Raw genomic sequence first — 18,919 nt, 5'->3', positions numbered from 1 at the left:
ATTCTCAGGATTTGACAATGAACGCCACTGCTACCGCCCCAGCCTCCGTCGCAAAGAATGCACTGGAACTGCGCAACTTGAGTTTTTTCTACGGCAAGTTCCAAGGCTTGCGCAACGTGAGCCTGGACATCGCCGAGCACAAGGTCACTGCCTTTATCGGCCCTTCGGGCTGCGGAAAATCGACCTTGCTGCGCACGCTGAACCGCATGTACAGCCTGTACCCCGGGCAACGCGCCGAAGGCTCCATCAACTTCTACGGCCAAAACATTTTGGACCCCAAGCAAGACATCAACCTCCTGCGCGCGCGCATTGGTATGGTGTTTCAAAAGCCCACGCCGTTTCCCATGTCCATCTACGACAACATCGCGTTTGGCGTGAAGCTCTACGAGAGCCTGAGCAAGAGTGAGATGGATGACCGCGTGGAGTGGGCGCTGTCCAAGGCTGCGTTGTGGAATGAAGTCAAAGACAAGCTCAACCAGAGCGGCCTGTCGCTGTCTGGCGGCCAGCAGCAACGCCTGTGCATTGCACGCAGCGTCGCGGTGAAGCCTTCGGTGCTGTTGCTCGACGAACCTACATCGGCGCTGGACCCGCTGTCCACCGCCAAGATTGAAGAGCTGATCGACGAGTTGAAGCACGACTACACGATTGCCATCGTGACCCACAACATGCAGCAGGCAGCCCGTTGCAGCGACTACACCGCCTACATGTACCTCGGCGAAATGATTGAGTTCGGCGCCACCGAACAGATCTTCTTCAAGCCCGAGCGCAAGGAAACTGAAGACTACATTACCGGCCGTTTCGGCTAAGGAGACAGCAGATGCCCGATAAACATCTTTCGTCACAGTTCGACAGCGAACTCAACAGCGTCTCCGCTCGCGTCATGGAGATGGGTGGTCTGGTGGAGTCGCAGATTCGGCAAGCCGTGTATGCGCTGTCCCAGTTCAGCCTGGAGGCTGTCGAGACCGTGGCGTCCATTGAGACCCGCGTGAATGCGATGGAGGTCGAGATCGACCAGGAGCTGTCATCGATCATTGCCCGCAGGCAACCCACCGCGCGCGACCTGCGCCTGTTGCTGGCGTTTTCCAAGGCTACGGCCAACCTGGAGCGCATGGGCGACGAGGCCAACAAGATGGCTCGCATGGTGCGTTCCATCATCGAAAGCGGAGCACCGCGGTCGTTGCCATCCAGCGACCTGCGTGTGGCTGCCGAGCTCGCTTCCGGGCTGCTGCGCAAAGCGCTGGACGCTTTTGCGCGGCTCGACACCAAGATGGCGGTGGACATCCTCAAGGAGGACGACCTCATCGACAAGGAATTTGACGGGTTCGTGCGCAAGCTCGTCACGTACATGATGGAAGATCCGCGCACCATTTCACCCAGCCTGGATCTTCTGTTCCTGGCCAAGGCGATTGAGCGCATCGGCGACCATTCCAAGAATGTGGCGGAGCTGATCATCTATCTGGTCAAGGGCAAGGATGTGCGCCACACTGCCCTGGACGAGATCGAGTCAGCGGTCTTGTAAGCGAAAGGGCTTTGGCACCACTATGAGAAAGCTCCCACGCGTCCTGATCGTCGAGGACGAACCCGCAATTGCCGAGCTGATAGCTGTCAATTTGCGACACAACGGATTCCAGCCCTTCTGGGCGGAAGACGGTGACTCGGCCCAGCGTGAGCTGGACGCCGTACTGCCCGACGTCATCCTGCTGGACTGGATGCTGCCCGGGCAAAGCGGTTTGTCGCTGGCCCGCAAATGGCGTGCCGACAGCCGTACCAAGCCCATTCCTATCCTGATGCTCACTGCCCGGGGTGATGAGCCCGACAAAATTGCAGGGCTGGATGCGGGCGCCGATGACTACATCACCAAGCCTTTTTCCACGCAAGAGCTGCTGGCCCGCATCCGTGCGGTACTGCGGCGCCGTGCGCCAGAGCAGGTGAGCGACAGCGTCACCATTGCAGAGCTTGTGCTGGATGCAGCAACCTACCGGGTGACCTACCAGGGACAACCGCTGAAGGTGGGTCCGACCGAGTTCAAGCTGCTGCATTTCTTGATGAAGCACGCCGAACGCGTACACAGCCGCTCGCAGTTGCTTGACAAGGTGTGGGGAGACCACGTCTTCATTGAAGAACGTACGGTGGATGTTCATGTCAAGCGTCTGCGCGAAGCGCTGGGCGCTGCGTCGGTCATGGTGGAAACCGTGCGGGGCGCGGGCTACCGGCTGACGGCCCAACCCCAGGTGCAGTTGCAGGCCTGATGGCGGCAAGCCTGATGGTTTTAATGGGGGGCTTCGATCTCCCCCCTGGTTTTCTGAGAAGGCTTTGCTGACTGCATGCTGTGGCGTATTACGTATTTTCTGCTGTGGCAGATCGCGGGCGGGGGCGTGGGCTTGTGGCAGGGCGGGCCCTGGGGCGCAGCCTTGGGCGCCGCCTTGGCTGCGTGGGCCTGGTTTGTATGGGATTTGCTGCGCGGTGCGCGCGTGCTGCGCTGGCTGCGCACGGGCGACCTGTCCGAGGTCCCTTCCATGCGCGGGATCTGGGGCGAGGCGGCGGACCGCGCGCGGCGCCTTCTGCGCAGGCAGGAGGTACAGATCCGCGACAACCAGGACCGGCTGCAGGAGATCCTGGCCGCGCTGCAAGCCACGCCTAACGGCGTGGTGTTGCTGGACGCACAAGGCCGCATCGAGTGGTGCAACCAGATGGCAGCCAACCAGTTTGGCTTTGATGCCCAGCGCGATGTCATGCAGTCGATTGGCAACCTGGTGCGCGACCCGGAGTTCACCGCGTATTTTTCGGGTCAGGATTTTGGACGTGATGTGGTGCTGGAAGGGCGCTTCAGCACACCATCGCGGCCGGTGCGAATCTCGGTCCACCTGCATCCTTATGGCGATGGCCGCACTTTGCTGCTCTCGCGCGACGTGACTGCACTCGAGCAGGCCGATGCGATGCGCCGTGATTTCGTCGCCAATGTGTCGCACGAAATCCGCACGCCGCTGACCGTGCTGACCGGGTTTGTCGAGACGCTGCAGACGCTGCCGCTGACCGCCGAAGAACGCGCGCGCTACCTGGGCATGATGGCCCAGCAGGCCCTGCGCATGCAGAGCGTTGTACAAGACCTGCTGACCCTGTCTCGCCTGGAGGGTAGTCCGCCGCCCGGCATGGCCGAATGGACCCCTGTACAAGCGCTGCTGGTGCGTTGCGAAGAAGAGGGCCGCGCGCTGTCGTCGCTTCTCACACAGAACCAGCAGCACTCGCACGTGTTGCGGTTCCCACCGCAGGACTTTCTGCGGACAGAGGGAGAGATTGCGGGTGTGCCGACTGAGCTGCAAAGCGCACTCTCCAACCTCATCAGCAACGCCGTGCGGTACACGCCCGCCGGCGGCTCCATCGCGGTGGAATGGCTGCGCAAGGAGGATGGCAGCGCCGTTTTCTCGGTGCAGGACACAGGTCCTGGCATTGCCCCCGAACATATTCCACGGTTAACCGAGCGTTTTTATCGCGTGGACCGCAGCCGCTCGCGCGAGACGGGGGGCACGGGTCTGGGGCTGGCCATCGTCAAACATGTGCTACAACGCCATGGGGCCACTTTGGACATCACCAGCGCACTGGGCAAGGGGTCGGTGTTTTCAGTCACTTTCCCGGCGAACCGGCTGCGTGGCTTTGTTCTGCCAGGTGCAAGCCTTGTAGCCGCGCAGGCGGTGCTGCGGTAGCCGGGCTGCAGCGAATGTCTTTTCACCATTTTTTCAAAAATGATAGCTGCTAGCGCTTATCCAATAAGCGCTAGCAGCCAAAAACACTTGAATTTTTGCGCCGGATGAGCGCCTTGAACGCTATGCGCGCGTAGCACAAAGGGTTGAGGGGGTGAAGTCGCGCGGTCAATCAGCGTTACATCGCCCCGTGACGCATACCGGCCATTGCTGGCTGCGTTCGTCATCAGCGTTCAGGTGCCGATGCGCGGCGGAACACCAGAAGGTGGTCGTTCTTGTCGGTGGGGCGGGGAAGGGTCGCCTTCAGTTTCCACAAACCGGCGTTGACCATGCGCTCAGAAGCAGGCCATGAGGCAATGTCGGCGATCAACCAATCGCATTCGTCCTGCAGGCCGGCCCGCTCCAGAGTCAGCGCGCCGTGGTACTGCAGTGCTGCCACCTGTGGGCGGCTCAAGCCCACCGTTTGAACGCAACCCGGTGACGGGCCCATAACGGCCATGACGCTGCCCACCTGCGGCCCGTAGCTGCGGGCAAAGTCCAGCAGCGGCAGCCACAGTGTCATCAGCAACAGCCAGCCCAGCGCAGCGCCCCCTGCAGGTAGTACCAGGCTCTTCCAGATGGGAGCCCGGTCGCGGGACGCACGCCACCACACCAGGCCACCCCAGCCCACTGTGGCCGCCAGTGCGATGACCAGAGCCACAGCCGAAAATTGTGGGATGAAACCCGGGGCCAGCTTGACCACGTTGGCGGCGGGTTTGGCAGGAAACCCGGTCTGCATTGCAATCCAGATCACCCAGATGGCAATGGCGGACGCCGTGAAAAACAGCAGAGTGAACCAGTCGATCAACGCCCCCACGCTGCGGCGCAGGGTGGGAAGCGCAAACGCCGCTAAAGCCGCCATCGCAGGCAAGCCCAGCAACAGCGCCCGGTCTGCGGGCAGCGTGGTGATGGTTGCGGCAATGGACACTGCCGAGAACCATAGTGGCAGTAGCAAATGCCGGTGGCCAGGACGGCTGACGATCTGGTTGCGCCAGCGCCATAAGGTCCACAGCGCCAAGGGCCAGGCGGGCCAGCCAAACCACAGCAGCAATCGGGCGAGGCTCTGCCATTCCTTGCCACCAGCATCCCCCGCAACGATCCGCCAGCGCCACAGGTCCAGGCTCCAGGCGATCAGCGCCGCCGCTGCAACCACGACCACCAGGAAAAGCACCCAGGGCAGGCGCCGGTCGGCGTAACTGCCTGGGGCAAAAACCACCACGGCAATGCTGCCCACACCCAACAAGGCAGCCAGAGCAGGTGCGCCAGCCAACGTCAACCCAACCATGCCAGCAACCAATGCCACCGCGGGCGCCACCGAGCGATGCGGCATGGCCGCGATGGCAAAGAAGGTCAGCGCGGTGCAACTCAACTGCACCAGGTAGCTGGTCACCTCGTGCGACAGCTGCGCGAGCCCTAGGCATGCAATCAACGCCAGCAATCCGCCATCAGCAATGGCGCGGGCATAGTCCGGGGCATTGGCTTCACCGCCAAAGGCAAAAGCCACGGGTTGAGCGCCTGGGCTGCGCGCCAGGTAGTAGACGCCGTACCACGTAGCAGCCAGGGTGACGGCCAGCAGCGCAGCAAAGGGAATGCGCACCGCCAACTCAGGGGACAGCCATTGCGGAGCGATCTGAATAGCCCATGCACCAAGCCAGTACGGCAACAGGCCTTCGGTTTCTGGCGCCATGCCGCCCAGCAGCGGATGCAGCCATGGCGTGCGCCCTTGCGCCAGTTCCAGCATGTAGCCAAACGCCGTGATGTCGGCGCTCTTCCAAGGGTCGCGGCCTATGAAACCCGGCACGATGTACGCAATACACAAAAGCAGCAACGCCCAGCGCGGAAGGGGGCTGACGGCATTTTGGGTAACGATGGCAGGGGTCGGTGGAGTCACGCGTCAGTGGCAGCAGCAAAAGCAGAGCCACCGAGAATAAGGGCAAAAACAAAGAAAAAGGCAGCACGGTTGCCCGGGCTGCCTTTTTGGCGGGAGCGCAAGGGCGAATTACTTCGCTGCGGTCTTGCCGAAACGGTTGCGGAAGCGTTCCACGCGGCCACCCATGTTGTCCACCGACTTTTGCGTACCGGTGTAGAAGGGGTGCGATTCAGAAGACGTATCCAGCTTGAACAGCGGATATTCCTTGCCTTCGAACGTTTCCATTTCCTTCGTGTTCACGCACGAACGAGTCACAAACTTGAAGCCGTTGGACAGGTCCGAGAACAGAACTTCGCGGTAGTTGGGGTGAATGCCTTCTTTCATGATCAATCCTTGTCAAGTGCGGGAGCCGCGCTGAACCCGGAGCAACCTTTGCGCCGTGGAACATCCAACGTACTTTCCGCAGAAAAAGCCCTCTATTATTGCACAGGCGGTCTGATGGCATTTTCGCGACGGCCCGTAACGGCTGAAACCGGCAAGGCCTTGGCCAGAATCGCCGCGCAAGGGCCGCCCCGCCGCGCTGGCGGTGTCCCCCTTTCCGAATTGCGTAGCAATTCGAGAGAAGGGGGAAGGCGCGAAAGCGCCTCAGGGGGTTGTCACCCTCCTCTTCGCATCATGTCAAAGAAGTCCACATTGGTCTTGGTGGCCTTCATGTTCTTGATCATCAGCTCCATCGACTCGATCTCGTCCATGTTGTACATGAACTGGCGCAGGATGCGGGTCTTTTGCAGGATCTCGGGCGCCAGCAGCAGCTCTTCGCGGCGCGTGCCGCTCTTGTTGAGCTCGATGGCGGGGAACACGCGCTTTTCGTACAGGCGGCGGTTCAGGTGGATTTCGCAGTTGCCAGTGCCCTTGAACTCTTCAAAGATCACTTCGTCCATGCGGCTGCCGGTGTCGACCAACGCGGTGGCGATGATGGTGAGCGAGCCACCTTCTTCGACCTTGCGCGCGGCGCCGAAGAAGCGCTTGGGGCGCTGCAGTGCGGCGGCGTCCACACCGCCCGAAAGCACCTTGCCGCTGGAGGGCACGACGTTGTTGTAGGCGCGCGCCAGGCGGGTGATGGAGTCCAGCAGGATGACCACGTCCTTCTTCAGCTCGACCAGGCGCTTGGCGCGCTCGATCACCATCTCGGCCACGTGCACGTGGCGGGCGGCGGGCTCGTCGAAGGTGGAGGCGATGATCTCGCCCTTCACCGTGCGCTGCATTTCGGTCACTTCTTCAGGGCGCTCGTCCACCAGCAGCACCATCAGGTGCACGTCGGGGTTGTTGGCCGTGATGGCGTGGGCGATGTGCTGCATCATCACCGTCTTGCCGCTCTTGGGCGGGGCGACGATCAGCGCGCGCTGGCCACGGCCGATGGGCGCAATGATGTCGATGATGCGGCCTGTGATGTTTTCTTCGCCCTTGAAGTCGCGCTCCAGCTTCATCTGTTCCTTGGGGAACAGGGGCGTCAGGTTCTCGAACATCACCTTGTGCTTGTTCTGCTCCGGCGGGCCGCCGTTGACGGAGTCGAGCTTGTTCAGGGCGAAGTAGCGCTCACCATCTTTGGGTGTGCGGACTTCACCTTCGATCATGTCGCCGGTGTGCAGATTGAAACGGCGCACCTGGCTCGGGCTGATGTAGATGTCGTCCGTGCTGGCGGTAAAGCTCGTGTCCGGGCTGCGCAGGAAGCCGAAACCGTCGGGCAAAATTTCCAGCACGCCATCGGCAATGATTTGTTCCCCGGTCTTGGCCCGCTTCTTGATGATCGCAAACATCAGCTCCTGCTTGCGCATGCGGCCGGTATTTTCGATTTCGAGTTCTTCGGCTTGCTTCAGGACTTCAGACACGTGCAGTGCCTTGAGTTCGTTTAAGTGCATGGAATGACTCCTTGGCGGAGCTGGTATGAATCTTGGGGGAGGAGGGCTGTTGCCAGATGGGCTGCTGTTTGCAGGTCTGGCTCGCCGGGGATCTCGGTCCGGCTGCCAATGCATGCAGGCCGGTGATCTAAAAGAATTATGACAGGAAAAAAAGCGGGAGATTCACGGAATCCGAATTCGGTCTGTGTCTGGCGCTTAAATGACTGTCGTGCAAATCAACAACCCCGCGTGCATGGGCAGGCGCGGGGTTGGCGGTGTGGATCAATCAGGCCAGTTGCTGATCGATGAATGCGGTCAGTTGCGCCTTGCTCATAGCGCCGACCTTGGTGGCGGCCAGCTGACCGTCCTTGAACAGCATCAGCGTGGGGATGCCGCGGATGCCGAACTTGGCGGGGATCTCGCGGTTTTCGTCCACATTCATCTTGGCGATTTGCAGCTTGCCCTGGTAGGTGCCTGCCACTTCGTCCAGGATAGGGGCAATCATTTTGCAGGGGCCGCACCATTCGGCCCAATAGTCCACCAGCACGGCGGAGCCGGGTTGGAGCACGTCGGCTTCAAAGCTGGCGTCAGAGACATGTTTGATGAGTTCGCTGGCCATGGCGGATTCCTTGATTTTGATCGGGTTGTGACCGGTGTACGTTTAAAGTCTGGGCATTGTGACAGAAACCAATCCCACGTTCACCGGTGTGGCCGGGCCTTGCGACGCTATGACAGTCATAGCGAAAGGCGATGAGTGCGCGGCTTTGTGGACGCAAGTTCTGACCCAAGCAGACCGGCACATGCGGGACAAGCGCGCGCACCCGGCCCGTACTGTGGTTCTCGTACCATATGCCCAGCTCATGCCTTGGGCTCAGCGGTATTGGGCATTGCACCATGCAGATGGGTTTGCCCCCCGTTTTGAAACCACCCGCAACTGGGCCCGACAATTGGCAGTCTTTGTGCCGCAAGGTGACGACCTGGCGGGCGATGTGGCGCGTGACACCCTCACAGCGCGCGCATTGCTTGACCGCGCAGGCCTGACGGCCGAGCGCGACCTGCTGGCTGCGTCGCTCCAGGAGGCCGCAACGCAGCTGGTGGCTGTGGTGGCCGCCGTGGCGCCCAACGCGCGCGCGGCCTGGGGCGCACAAGCCCGGTCCCTTCTGCCAGAAGCCGATGACGGCTCTGCACTGCGCTTTGAGGCGGTGGTGTCACGCATCGCGCTGGAATGGGCCCTGGCTTCGCGCCATGCCACTGACGTGCTGTTCGAGCCGGGGGTGTGCCAGTCGGTAGACGCACTGGTGGTTTTGCAGGGTTTTCAGCAAGACCCGCTGGCCCAGGCACTTCAGGCCCACTGGGGCGACAAGGCCACAGTGCTGTCGCTTTCAGCCGCAGCCACCTTGGGCCACGCTTCCGCCCAGATAGCGCTGCATGCCGCCCAGGACGCGGAAGACGAGGCCCAGCGCGCTGCCGCCTGCGTCATGGCGCATGTGATGGCGGGCCGCGTTCCCGTGGCGCTGGCGGCCAACGACCGTGCCCTCACGCGCCGCATCAGTGCGCACCTGGCAAGCTGCGGTGTCGCGGTGCGCGATGAAAACGGCTGGACCTTGTCGACGACCCGGGCGGCCGCGCAGTTGATGACCGCACTCAAGGCCTGCGCGTGGAATGCGTCGGCCGACGAGGTGCTGGACTGGATCAAACAGACGCCCGCCATGGAGACTGCCACGGTCCAGTCGCTGGAGCGTGTTTTGCGTAGGACGTCTATCGCCACCTGGTCCACCGCTGCCGAGCGCGACTGGGCGGACAAACCCGCGTTGGCCGCCTGTGTGGTCCAGGTACAGGACTGGCGCGAAGGCATGCGTGCACGGCGCCCGCTGCCGCAGTGGCTCCAGGCCCTACGCGGCTTGCTGGAGGCCAACGGACAATGGCCAGCGCTCGCAACCGACGCCGCTGGTGCCCGCGTGGTTGCTGCATTGCGCCTGCAGGAGGGCCACGAGGCAGAAATTGAAGCCTGGGACAGCGCAGGCCGCCGCATGTCACTGGCCGAATTCACCCGGTGGGCCAACGAAGTGCTGGAAGCCGCACGCTATGTCCCTACGCAGCTGGGCGATGCGCCGGTCATCGTTCTCCCCATGCCCCAGTTGCTGGCCCGCCCGTTTGCCGCGTTGGTGCTTCCTGGCTGCGATGAAAAGCGCCTGCAGCCTTCGCCCGAACCCGTGGGCGACTGGACCCAGGCGCAGCGTCTGGCCTGGGGCCTGCCCACGCGCGAATTGCTGGAGATGGCGCAGCGCGCCGCCTGGCAACACGCCCTGCAGACACCCGCCGTGGACGTGCTTTGGCGCACGGGCGACGAGGGCGGCGAGCCCTTGCTGGCCAGCCCGTTGGTGCTGGCGCTGCACCTTGACGGAACAGGCAGCCAGGGCGCAGACGACCGCAGCGCACGCACCGTGGCCGCCAAGCCCACCGCGCGGCCCTTGCCCGATGGCAGCGCGCTGCCGGTGGTGCGCCTTTCGTCCACCGCGTACTCGGACCTGCGCCACTGCCCGTATCGATTTTTTGCGCTCCGCCAGCTCGGCCTGCAAGAGGCCGACGAGCTGGCCGCTGAAGTGGACAAGCGCGACTTCGGCAACTGGCTGCACGCGGTGCTTCAGCATTTTCATGAGGCTTTGCTGACCAACCCCACGGACGACGCAGCCCAGCGCATTGAGCGCATGGACACCGCCGCACAGGCCGTCACCCTGGAGCAAGGCCTGGGCGACGGCGACTTCTTGCCGTTCGCCGCAGGCTGGCCCCAGGTGCGGGATGGCTATCTGCGCTGGCTTGTGCAGCATGAGCAGGCCGGAGGCCACTTCCGGCAGGCCGAGGTGCAGACCAGCCAGCCGCTGGGTGCGTTGCAACTGGTGGGCACCATCGACCGCATTGATGCCGTCTCATCCTCCGGAGAGCCCACACCCCTGGTCATCGACTACAAGACCGAGAACGACACTGTCACCCGCAAGCGCATTGGCGCCGGCGCCGAAGACACCCAGCTTGCGTTTTACGCCGCCTTGTTGAGCCACGAAACGCTGCGGGCCGCCTACGTAAACGTTGGCGAGCGGGGCGAAACGCAAATGCACGAACAGGAGGAGGTGGTGCATCTGCGCGACTTGCTGGTGGATGGCATCCAGCACGACTTCGAACGCATCGCTGCAGGTGCACCGCTGCCCGCACTGGGCGAGGGCGCGGTGTGCGACTACTGCGCCGCGCGCGGCCTGTGCCGAAAAGACTTCTGGAAATGAATAGGAACACCCCCCTGAGCCGCCTCGCGGCTTCCCCCCTCTCTCGGCTGCGCCGGGAGGGGGGACGACGCCAGCGCGGCGGGGCGGCCCTTGCGCGGCGGCTCTCGCTTGGACGCGCGCCGGTTTTAAAGATCGCTGGCGGACAGGGCGCAGTGGATCATGACAATGACTGAACAAGCCGCCTACGAACACAACGGCCACCCCGTTTCGCGCGAGGCGTTCTACGCCATTGCCTGCGACCCCGCACGCAGCGTGGCCGTGGAGGCCTGCGCGGGTGCAGGCAAGACCTGGATGCTGGTCTCGCGCATGCTGCGGGCGCTGCTGGACGGCGCTGCGCCGCACGAGATCCTGGCCATCACCTTCACCAAGAAGGCCGCAGGCGAAATGCGCCAGCGTCTGCAGGAATGGCTGGAGGCCTTTGCCGATGCGCCGCTGGACGACTTGACGCGCGAGCTGGTTTCAAGGGGAATAAGCCCCCAGCGCGCTCTGGATAAGCGCGAGGTGCTACAAAATTTATATCGCCAGATGCTGGTCAGCGGCCGCCCGGTGCAAATCCGCACCTTCCACAGCTGGTTTGCCGCGCTGCTGGGCACCGCCCCGCTGGCGCTGCTGCAGGCGCAGGGTTTGCCCGCCAATTTTGAGCTGCTCGAAGACGATGCCGAGGCCGTGCGCGAGGTGTGGGGGCCTTTTCTGCAGGCGGTTGCCACCAGCGCCAGCCTGCGGGCTGACTACGAGGCCGTGGTGGCGCGCCATGGGCGGTTTCAGACGCACAAGGCGCTTACGGCGGCGCTGGCTAAACGGGTCGAGTTTGACCTGGCCGACGCAGCGGGCGTGGTCGATGCGTCGGTGCCGCCGTTTCAGGTGCAGTACCCGGAGTTGGCCGCTTTCAACGAACCTGCCGACGCGCTGCAGGGAGACGCATGCAACCAACGGTGGCTGGCCCGCGCCAAGGCCTTGGGGTCTGAGGCCAACAAGACGCCGCAAAAGGCCGCCGACGCCATCATCGATGCGCTGGCTTGCTGCGACCTGAACCAGCGCCTGGACTCGCTGCGCAGAGCCATGTTCGTCGCCAAGGAAGACCGGCTCTCGAAAAACCTCGAAAAGTTTGCCGCCGCGCAGGAGGCCGAGCCCGAACTGCAGCGTTTGCTCGCCGCCCGCCGCCAGCACGACGCCTGGCAGCATCAGCAGCGCATGGCCCGGCTGGCGCGTTGCCTCATTGCAGAATTTGCCGCCGTCAAGCAGCAGCACGGCTGGGTGGACATGAACGACGTGGAGCGCACGGCGCTGGTGATGCTGGCGGACCCGGTCCTGTCGGGCTGGGTGCAGGAGCGCCTGGATGCGCGCATCCGCCACCTGTTGGTCGATGAGTTCCAGGACACCAACCCGCTGCAGTGGCAGGCGCTGCATGCCTGGCTGTCGGGCTATGCGGGCTCGGGCGGTGGGTCGGCCGCGCCCAGCGTGTTCATCGTGGGCGACCCCAAGCAGAGCATCTATCGCTTTCGCCGCGCCGAGCCGCAGGTGTTCATCGCCGCGCAGGCCTTTGTGCGCAATGGTCTCGGCGGCGACCTGCTCAGCTGCGACCACACGCGCCGCAACGCCACGGGGGTGATCGCCGCCGTGAACCATGTCATGGGCACCGCGCAGGCGCAGCACGAAACGAGCGGATTTCGAGACCACACCACCGAATCGAAAGACCCCGGCGTGCTGCTGCGCCTGCCCGCAATCTTGCCGCCAGACGGTGATAGCAATGGTGGCGGCACCGACCCGTTTGCTTGGCGCGACAGCCTGACCGAGCCCCGCCACGAGGCCGAAGAAACCCAGCGCATGCGCGAGTGCGCGCAGGCCGCCGCCTGGGTGGCCACGCAAATTGCGCAAGGCACGCCGCCCAACGAAGTGCTGGTGCTGGCCCGCAAGCGCGACCGGCTCGCCGCCATGCAAGACGCACTGCGCGCCTTGCACCTGCCCTGTGTTCAACCCGAAAAGGCCGACCTGTTCGATGCACCCGAGGTGCAGGACGTGGTGGCGCTACTCGACGCGCTGGTGTCCACCGAGCACGACCTGTCGCTGGCGCGCGCGCTCAAGTCGCCGCTGTTCGGCCTGGGCGATGAGGCGTTGGTGGCGCTGGCCGCGCTGCGCCGTCGGCCAGAGTACGCGGGCACCAGCTGGTTTGATTTGCTTCAAAAAAGTGAGCTGCTAGCGCTTGATACACAAGCGCTAGGTGCCAATTTGGCTCAATATAAGGCGTGGGTGGACACCTTGCCGCCGCATGATGCGCTGCACGCCATCTACCAGCACGGCGACGTGTTGGCCCGCTTTGCAGCTGCAGCCCCCGCCACCCAGCGGTTGGCGGTGCTGGCCAATCTGCGCGCGCTGCTGTCCGCCGCGCTGCAGCACGACGGTGGCCGCTACCTTACGCCCTATGCCTTTGTGCGCGCCATGAAAAAGGGCGGCGTGCGCGCGCCCGGCCGGGTGGACGCGCAGGCGGTGCGCCTGCTCACCGTGCACGGCGCCAAGGGGCTGGAGGCGCGCTGCGTGCTGCTGCTCGACACCGACACCCGCCCGCAAAAGGCCGAGACCATGGGCGTGCTGGTGGACTGGCCCGGCGAAAGGACCGAGCCCGCAGGTTTTGTCTTTTTGGCCAGCGAAAGCAGCCCGCCCCCCAGCGCTGAAGCCGCCCTGGCCGCCGAGCAGCAGGCCCGCCAGCGCGAAGAACTCAACATGCTCTACGTGGCCATGACACGCGCCAAACACTGCCTGGCGCTGTCGTCGGTGTTGCCCAGTGTGTCGGCGCCGGGCAGCTGGTGGAACCGGATGGCGCCGTTGTTAGCGGATGCGGAAGGTCCGGTCGAACCTGCTGTGAGCGGGGGCAGTGTGGTTGGAGATACACCAATCCGTGCGCACGACCATTTCACGTTGGCCGAGCTGCCCATGCTCCCGGCCGAACTGCGTACGCCACCGCGCGAGGTGGCCGAGGGCGCAGATGCGGCCGATCCTTCTTCTGTGTCCACCCCTGCATCGCGCCTGGGCGAAGCCATGCACCAGTTGCTGGAGCAAGCCGGTGTGGCAGGAGCGCCGCTGGCTGACCTGCGCGCCCAGGGCTGGTCCGCGGCCCGCATCGCGCGGCTGGCGCAGGACTTTGACAGCACCGTGGGCGCCGCGCGGGTTGCGGCCCAGACCGCGCAGCGCATTCTGGCGGGCGAGGGCGCCTGGGCCTGGGATGCCAGCGTGGTGGACACCGCCATCAACGAAGCCCCGCTGCGTTACCAGGGCCAGAGCCTGCGCATCGACCGCCTGGTGCATTGCCGCCAGCCGCCCGAGCGCGCGGGTTGGTGGGTGCTCGACTACAAAAGCGCCGCCGAGCCCGAGCGCCAGCCCGTTTTGATGGCCCAACTACAGCGCTACCGCGACGCAGTGCAAGGGCAGGCGCCTGGTGAACGCGTGTGGGCGGCGTTTTTAACCGGCGATGGGCGCATGGTGCACGTGCCTGACGGCGCAGCCGCCGTTGATGGAGCTTTGGCGGCGGGCGCCGTGCGGCATACTCTCGCCCCCGCTCCGGCTGCAACTGCGGCCACATTTGTTTCCGCACCCGTATCCACGCAGGCGCCAACGGCTGCTCCCTCCACTGACGGCGCACCCGGCGACCCCTCTCCGGGCTCTGTCCAGTGCTCGCTGTTCTGAACGCCTGGGCGTTCTCGATCGATTCAAAGGTTTTCCATGACAACACCCCTTTCGCCAGCCACCGACGCTGCCACCCCTGTGCACTGCGATGTCGCCATCGTCGGCGGGGGCCCTGCCGGGCTGATGGCGGCCGAGGTGCTGGCTCAAGGGGGTGCGTCGGTACATCTGTTTGACGCCATGCCATCCATTGGCCGCAAGTTTCTGTTGGCAGGCAAGGGTGGGCTCAACCTCACGCACTCAGAGGCGCACGAGCCGTTTGCCAGCCGCTACGCCGGGCGCCAAGCGCACGTCGAGCCTTTGATTCAGGCGTTTGGCGGGCCGGAAATCCGCGCCTGGGCCCAAGCACTGGGGGTGGAGACCTTTGTGGGCACATCAGGCCGCGTGTTCCCTGCCGACCTGAAGGCGGCGCCCCTGCTGCGCGCCTGGCTGCAGCGGTTGCGCGCGCAAGGGGTTCAGTTTCATATGCGCCACCGCTGGCTGGGCTGGGGTGACGACGGCACGCTGCGGTTATCTGCCCCGGCCGGCGAGGTGCAAGTCACGGCCAAGGCGGTGGTGCTGGCGCTGGGTGGAGGCAGCTGGGCGCGCCTGGGGTCCGATGGCGCCTGGGTGCCGTTGCTAGCAGAGCGCGGCGTTGCCGTGGCGCCGCTGCGCCCGGCCAATTGCGGCTTTGATGTGTTGCGCTCAGATGCGCCCGTGGGCGAAACCCGCCGTGCGTTTTTGCAAGAGCTGATCGGCCGCTCACCGACGCCCGCCGTAGGCTGGACGCCGCACTTTGCAGAGCGTTTTGCAGGCCAGCCGTTCAAAACGGTGGCGCTGAGCTTTACGGACAGCCAGGGCCATGCGTTCAGCCGCCGGGGCGAATTTGTGGCGACGGCCTCGGGCGTGGAGGGCAGTCTGGTGTACGCCGCTTCGCACCTGTTGCGCGACGAGGTAGAAGCACACGGCCACGCCACGTTCCATTTGGATCTGCTACCTGACCACAGCCCTGAACGCGTGCTGGTGGAAGTGCGCCATCCACGCGGGTCCCGGTCGCTGTCCAGCCACCTCAAAAGCCGCCTGGGGCTTGACGGTATCAAGGCGGGCATCTTGTACGAGCACCTGGGCAAAAATGGCATGAACGACCCCGTGGCTCTGGCCCATGCGATCAAGGCGTTGCCCATCACCGTGGTGGCAACCCGGCCCCTGGACGAGGCCATCAGCACGGCAGGCGGCGTGGAATTTGGTGCGCTGGATGCCCACCTCATGGCCTCCGGCGCGCCCGGCGTGTTCTGCGCAGGCGAAATGCTCGATTGGGAAGCCCCCACGGGCGGCTACCTGCTCACCGCCGCCATGGCCAGTGGCCGCGTGGCCGGACAGGGTGCACTGCACTGGATTCGCCAAACTGGCGGTTGACCCGTCGCGCCCGGCCTGGCTCGGTGTTTGCTGCAGAACTCAGAAAACTGGCGCGCTGCCAACGCGAGTGCACCGGGTGCGTTCCCACTCGGGGGGGGGGCCGCGCAGCGGCTCAGGGGGCTCAGACTCTGGCGCGGTAGTACCGCATGGGCTCGCCCTTGCGCGCACGCACCAACTTGGTCGGCGCACGGCCAAAGTAAGAAAAAACAGGAGAACTGACTTCAAGGCATTCATCTGCAAAAAACGCAAATGAAAGAGAGGGAGAGAAAAGAAGAAGTTGACGAGCCTTACCCCCGGCACTGACTCCACAGTTAGGGCTGCTTGGTTCCCCACCTGACCCGGTTGGCCGCTTCACCATGCGGGGAGGCCCGTCAGCGGCGATTGTACGCCGGATAGGGGCGCACTTTTCTGAACAGCGCTGTTGACCGTGCCACAGAAAGGGCACCCGGCCCAGCCCGTAGAATCTGCCGAATGTCCTACCTCGTGCTCGCCCGCAAGTACCGTCCCCGCAATTTCACCGAAATGGTGGGGCAGGAGCATGTGGTACAGGCCCTCACCAATGCGCTCAACACACAGCGGCTGCACCATGCCTACCTGTTCACGGGCACACGCGGTGTGGGCAAGACGACGGTGTCGCGCATTCTGGCCAAATCGCTTAACTGCCAGGGGCCGGACGGGCAGGGCGGCATCACCGCCACGCCCTGTGGCGTGTGCTCGGCGTGCACGGACATCGATAGCGGTCGATTCCCCGATTACACCGAGCTGGACGCTGCATCGAACCGGGGTGTGGACGAAGTGCAAAGCCTGTTGGAACAGGCGGTCTACAAGCCGGTGCAGGGCCGTTTCAAGGTCTTCATGATCGACGAAGTGCACATGCTCACGAACACGGCGTTCAACGCCATGCTCAAGACGCTGGAAGAGCCGCCCGAGTACCTCAAGTTTGTGTTGGCCACGACCGACCCGCAGAAGGTGCCGGTCACGGTGCTCAGCCGCTGTCTGCAGTTCAACCTGCGGCCCATGGCGCCAGAGACGGTGTTAGCCCACTTGAACTTTATTCTCGGTTACGAAGGTGTTAAGAGCGATGACGCTTCTCTGCGCCTGCTCTCGCGCGCAGCGCGGGGCTCCATGCGCGATGCGCTGTCGTTGACGGACCAAGCCATTGCCTTTGGCAGTGGTCAGTTGCAGGAAGCCGCCGTGCGCCAGATGCTGGGTGCGGTCGATCGCTCCTACGTGTTCCGCCTCATCGATGCGCTGGCCCAGGGCGATGGCAAGACCGTGGTGGAAACCTCGGACACGCTGCGCCTCAATGGCCTGTCGGCCGCCTCCACACTCGAAGAAATGAGCGCCGTGTTGCAGCGCATGGCTGTGTTCCAGGCCGTGCCCCAGATGGCGGGCGCTGTGGATGCAGATGACTCCGAGGCGGCCGAGACGGCGCGCCTTGCCGCGCTGATGCCTGCCGACGAAACCCAGCTGCTCTACAGCCTGTGCCTGCACGGGCGCGGTGAACTGGGCCTGGCGCCGGACGAGTACGCGGCGCTGACCATGGTGCTGCTGCGCCTGCTGGCTTTCAAACCTCCAGGCGAGTCGGCTGAAAAAAAAACTCTGACGCGGGCTGAATCGGCGTCTTCGGGCCCGACGCACGTCGTTTCTGCGGCGCCCGTAATGTCGGTGGCACCGGCTGCTGCACCGGCGACGGTGGCGAGTCCTGCGATGGTCTCAACGCCTGCCCCTGTGGCCTCAGTACAACCGCCGTCGCCAATTTCGCCAGCGGCAGCGGACAATCTCGCGCCGTCGCCTGCGCAAAACGACTCTTCGTCCGTATCCGCCGAATCTTCTGAATTCTCCGATGGTTCCGAACCGCCCCCGTGGCCGGGCTCGGACGAGCCTGGCACTGCGGTGTCTGCCCCCTCAGTCGCTATGGCGTTGCCGGTGCACACCGCTGAAAAATATGAATCAAATCAGCGTCCAGCGCTTGTCCAAAAAGCGCAAGCAGCTCCTGAATATGTAGCAATTCCGGTGCGCGAGTCGCCCGAGCCGGGTGAGCGTTTGCAGCCGCTGCCGCTCTCTGCGCCCACACCTGTGTCCGCACGCTACACCCCCACCGAAGAGGGCGATGTGTGGCACACAACGGTGCAGCAGATGGTGGCGGCCGAATCGATCACCGCGCTGGTGCGTGAGCTGGCCCTGCAATCGCAACTGGTGGCGCGCGATGGGGGCCACTGGCTGCTGCGTGTGGAGCGTGAGTCGCTCAACCAGCCCACCGCGCGCGAGCGCCTGCGCTCCGCGCTGGAGGCTGCAGGCCACGCCACCCAAATCAGCGTGGAGGTGGGCCATGTCATCGACAGCCCCGCCCGTCGCAATGCCGCTGCGGCTGCCGAGCGCCAGCGCCGCGCCGAAGAAATCGTGAACAACGACCCGTTTGTGCAATCGCTGATGCGCGACTACGGCGCGAGAATCGTGCCGGGCAGCATCAAGCCTGCATGACGCGCTGGTTCAATCAATGAACCCATCCGTTTTCGATCGATCCATCTGTCGATTCATCGGACTCATCCATTCATCCAACCAACAGAACTGAAAAGGAACCACAAAATGTTCAACAAGGGACAACTCGCCGGCCTCATGAAGCAAGCCCAGGCGATGCAGGACAACCTCAAGAAGGCGCAGGACGAACTGGCCTTTGTCGAGGTCGAAGGTGAATCGGGCGCGGGCCTGGTGAAGGTGGTCATGACCTGCAAGCACGACGTCAAGCGCATCACCATCGACCCCAGCCTGCTGGCTGAAGACAAGGACATGCTGGAAGACCTGGTGGCTGCGGCGTTCAACGCGGCTGTGCGAAAGGCGGAGGAGACTTCGGCGGAGAAGATGGGCAAGCTGACGCAGGGCATGCCAGGCCTCCCCGGCGGCATGAAATTCCCTTTCTGAGGCTGGCTACCGAGCGGGCGATCTGCGTCGTTGGGCGGTGCTCGGAATCCTCACGCACAGGAAGTACGTTCCGGTTCCTGTGCTCCGTCCGCCTAGCAGCTCATCCCGCTCGCTACGCCCTTGAGGGTGGGGTGTGAATGCAGAGGG

13 protein-coding genes and 1 other RNA gene are annotated in these 18,919 nt (G+C 64.1%); 9 read left to right on the top strand and 5 right to left on the bottom strand.

Annotated features, from left to right (window positions below; translation table 11 throughout):
* Positions 1-17 precede the first annotated feature (17 nt).
* The 4 genes from pstB (at position 18) to phoR (ending at position 3,701) form a co-directional block, all read left to right on the top strand.
* Positions 18-806, top strand: a complete 789-nt coding sequence (gene pstB / locus ACK4OE_RS02100) for a phosphate ABC transporter ATP-binding protein PstB (protein ID WP_409882676.1) — start codon at positions 18-20, stop codon at positions 804-806.
* An 11-nt stretch (positions 807-817) separates the two neighbouring features.
* A complete protein-coding gene (gene phoU, locus ACK4OE_RS02095; RefSeq protein ID WP_409882675.1) occupies positions 818-1,519 on the top strand; it encodes a phosphate signaling complex protein PhoU in 702 nt (233 codons plus the stop codon).
* A 22-nt stretch (positions 1,520-1,541) separates the two neighbouring features.
* Positions 1,542-2,249 carry a phosphate regulon transcriptional regulator PhoB gene (gene phoB, locus ACK4OE_RS02090; RefSeq protein WP_409882674.1) on the top strand — a complete coding sequence of 236 codons (708 nt, stop codon included), beginning with the start codon at positions 1,542-1,544 and terminating at the stop codon, positions 2,247-2,249.
* A 75-nt stretch (positions 2,250-2,324) separates the two neighbouring features.
* A complete protein-coding gene (phoR, locus tag ACK4OE_RS02085; protein ID WP_409882673.1) occupies positions 2,325-3,701 on the top strand; it encodes a phosphate regulon sensor histidine kinase PhoR in 1,377 nt (458 codons plus the stop codon).
* Between the two features lie 223 nt (positions 3,702-3,924).
* Here phoR and ACK4OE_RS02080 read toward each other — a convergent pair whose 3' ends face one another.
* The 4 genes from ACK4OE_RS02080 to trxA all read right to left on the bottom strand — a co-directional run bounded on the left by ACK4OE_RS02080 (position 3,925) and on the right by trxA (position 8,124).
* Positions 3,925-5,628, bottom strand: coding sequence for a hypothetical protein (locus tag ACK4OE_RS02080; protein ID WP_409882672.1), 1,704 nt, complete (start codon positions 5,626-5,628; stop codon positions 3,925-3,927).
* Between the two features lie 108 nt (positions 5,629-5,736).
* Positions 5,737-5,991 (bottom strand): type B 50S ribosomal protein L31, encoded by a 255-nt coding sequence (locus ACK4OE_RS02075; RefSeq protein WP_008906759.1) that lies wholly within the window; start codon positions 5,989-5,991, stop codon positions 5,737-5,739.
* A 272-nt stretch (positions 5,992-6,263) separates the two neighbouring features.
* A complete protein-coding gene (rho, locus tag ACK4OE_RS02070) occupies positions 6,264-7,526 on the bottom strand; it encodes a transcription termination factor Rho (RefSeq protein ID WP_055398205.1) in 1,263 nt (420 codons plus the stop codon).
* Between the two features lie 265 nt (positions 7,527-7,791).
* The gene (gene trxA / locus ACK4OE_RS02065; protein WP_008906761.1) at positions 7,792-8,124 is read right to left on the bottom strand and encodes a thioredoxin TrxA; all 333 of its coding nucleotides are present in this window, start codon (positions 8,122-8,124) and stop codon (positions 7,792-7,794) included.
* Positions 8,125-8,233: 109 nt separating this feature from the next.
* On the opposite strand from trxA, the gene ACK4OE_RS02060 reads away from it, so the two are divergent.
* The 3 genes from ACK4OE_RS02060 (at position 8,234) to ACK4OE_RS02050 (ending at position 15,850) form a co-directional block, all read left to right on the top strand.
* On the top strand, positions 8,234-10,780 hold the full coding sequence (locus ACK4OE_RS02060; protein ID WP_409882671.1) for a PD-(D/E)XK nuclease family protein: 2,547 nt from the start codon (positions 8,234-8,236) through the stop codon (positions 10,778-10,780).
* 159 nt (positions 10,781-10,939) lie between these two features.
* Positions 10,940-14,458 (top strand): UvrD-helicase domain-containing protein, encoded by a 3,519-nt coding sequence (locus ACK4OE_RS02055; RefSeq protein WP_409882670.1) that lies wholly within the window; start codon positions 10,940-10,942, stop codon positions 14,456-14,458.
* Between the two features lie 36 nt (positions 14,459-14,494).
* A complete protein-coding gene (locus ACK4OE_RS02050; protein ID WP_409882669.1) occupies positions 14,495-15,850 on the top strand; it encodes a TIGR03862 family flavoprotein in 1,356 nt (451 codons plus the stop codon).
* Positions 15,851-16,126: 276 nt separating this feature from the next.
* Here ACK4OE_RS02050 and ffs read toward each other — a convergent pair.
* Positions 16,127-16,223, bottom strand: an RNA gene (gene ffs, locus ACK4OE_RS02045) — signal recognition particle sRNA small type.
* A 98-nt stretch (positions 16,224-16,321) separates the two neighbouring features.
* Between ffs and dnaX the strand changes: the two genes are divergently transcribed.
* Positions 16,322-18,334 (top strand): DNA polymerase III subunit gamma/tau, encoded by a 2,013-nt coding sequence (gene dnaX, locus ACK4OE_RS02040; protein ID WP_409882668.1) that lies wholly within the window; start codon positions 16,322-16,324, stop codon positions 18,332-18,334.
* A gap of 105 nt (positions 18,335-18,439) precedes the next feature.
* Positions 18,440-18,772 (top strand): YbaB/EbfC family nucleoid-associated protein, encoded by a 333-nt coding sequence (locus tag ACK4OE_RS02035; RefSeq protein ID WP_409778419.1) that lies wholly within the window; start codon positions 18,440-18,442, stop codon positions 18,770-18,772.
* Positions 18,773-18,919 lie beyond the last annotated feature (147 nt).

Source organism: Acidovorax sp., assembly GCF_046314175.1.
In the GTDB taxonomy this organism is placed as follows: Bacteria; Pseudomonadota; Gammaproteobacteria; order Burkholderiales; family Burkholderiaceae_C; genus Acidovorax.
Note: the sequence above shows the minus strand (reverse complement) of the source record. Positions and strands in the feature narration are given on the sequence as shown.